Source organism: Photobacterium sp. SP02, assembly GCF_038519165.1.
Taxonomy (GTDB): domain Bacteria; phylum Pseudomonadota; class Gammaproteobacteria; order Enterobacterales; family Vibrionaceae; genus Photobacterium; species Photobacterium halotolerans.
Genome location: NZ_JASJOJ010000150.1, coordinates 1 through 804, shown reverse-complemented (window position 1 = coordinate 804; position 804 = coordinate 1). Strand labels below are relative to the sequence as shown.

The window sequence follows — 804 nt, the reverse complement described above, 5'->3', positions numbered from 1 at the left end:
CCGGCGCGAGGCTGACGAAGAGCCTGAAGATGATGTGGTGATGCAGAAAGCGGCAGGGCTTGCCGGAGGTGTCCGCTTTGGCCCGGACGGGAATGAAGTTATCCCCGCTTCCCCGGATGTGGCGGACATGGCGGAGGATGACGTAATGCTGATGACAGTATCAGAAGGGATCGCAGGAGGAGTCCGGTATGGCTGAACCGGTAGGCGATCTGGTCGTTGATTTGAGTCTGGATGCGGCCAGATTTGACGAGCAGATGGCCAGAGTCAGGCGTCATTTTTCTGGTACGGAAAGTGATGCGAAAAAAACAGCGGCAGTCGTTGAACAGTCGCTGAGCCGACAGGCGCTAGCTGCCCCGGGAAGCTTCCCTATAGTGAGTCGTATTAAATTCGTAATCATGGTCATAGCTGTTTCCTGTGTGAAATTGTTATCCGCTCACAATTCCACACAACATACGAGCCGGAAGCATAAAGTGTAAAGCCTGGGGTGCCTAATGAGTGAGCTAACTCACATTAATTGCGTTGCGCTCACTGCCCGCTTTCCAGTCGGGAAACCTGTCGTGCCAGCTGCATTAATGAATCGGCCAACGCGCGGGGAGAGGCGGTTTGCGTATTGGGCGCTCTTCCGCTTCCTCGCTCACTGACTCGCTGCGCTCGGTCGTTCGGCTGCGGCGAGCGGTATCAGCTCACTCAAAGGCGGTAATACGGTTATCCACAGAATCAGGGGATAACGCAGGAAAGAACATGTGAGCAAAAGGCCAGCAAAAGGCCAGGAACCGTAAAAAGGCCGCGTTGCTGGCGTTTTTC

At 54.9% G+C, this 804-nt stretch carries 2 protein-coding genes; both read left to right on the top strand.

Features of this window, described 5'->3' with window-relative positions; all coding sequences use genetic code 11:
- Nucleotides 1–196: phage tail assembly protein T (locus tag P0Y67_RS22700; RefSeq protein ID WP_342393705.1), on the top strand; the 196-nt coding region annotated here is incomplete at its 5' end.
- Entirely contained in the window at nucleotides 189–476 is a 288-nt protein-coding gene (locus tag P0Y67_RS23055) for a hypothetical protein (protein WP_439848855.1), read from the top strand. The genes P0Y67_RS22700 and P0Y67_RS23055, both read left to right, overlap by 8 nt.
- The last annotated feature ends 328 nt before the right edge of the window (nucleotides 477–804 follow it).

What these genes read in the sequence shown, in the direction of transcription:
- P0Y67_RS23055 (WP_439848855.1), top strand. Translation starts at nt 189, where the DNA reads ATGGCTGAACCGGTAGGCGATCTGGTCGTTGATTTGAGTCTGGATGCG.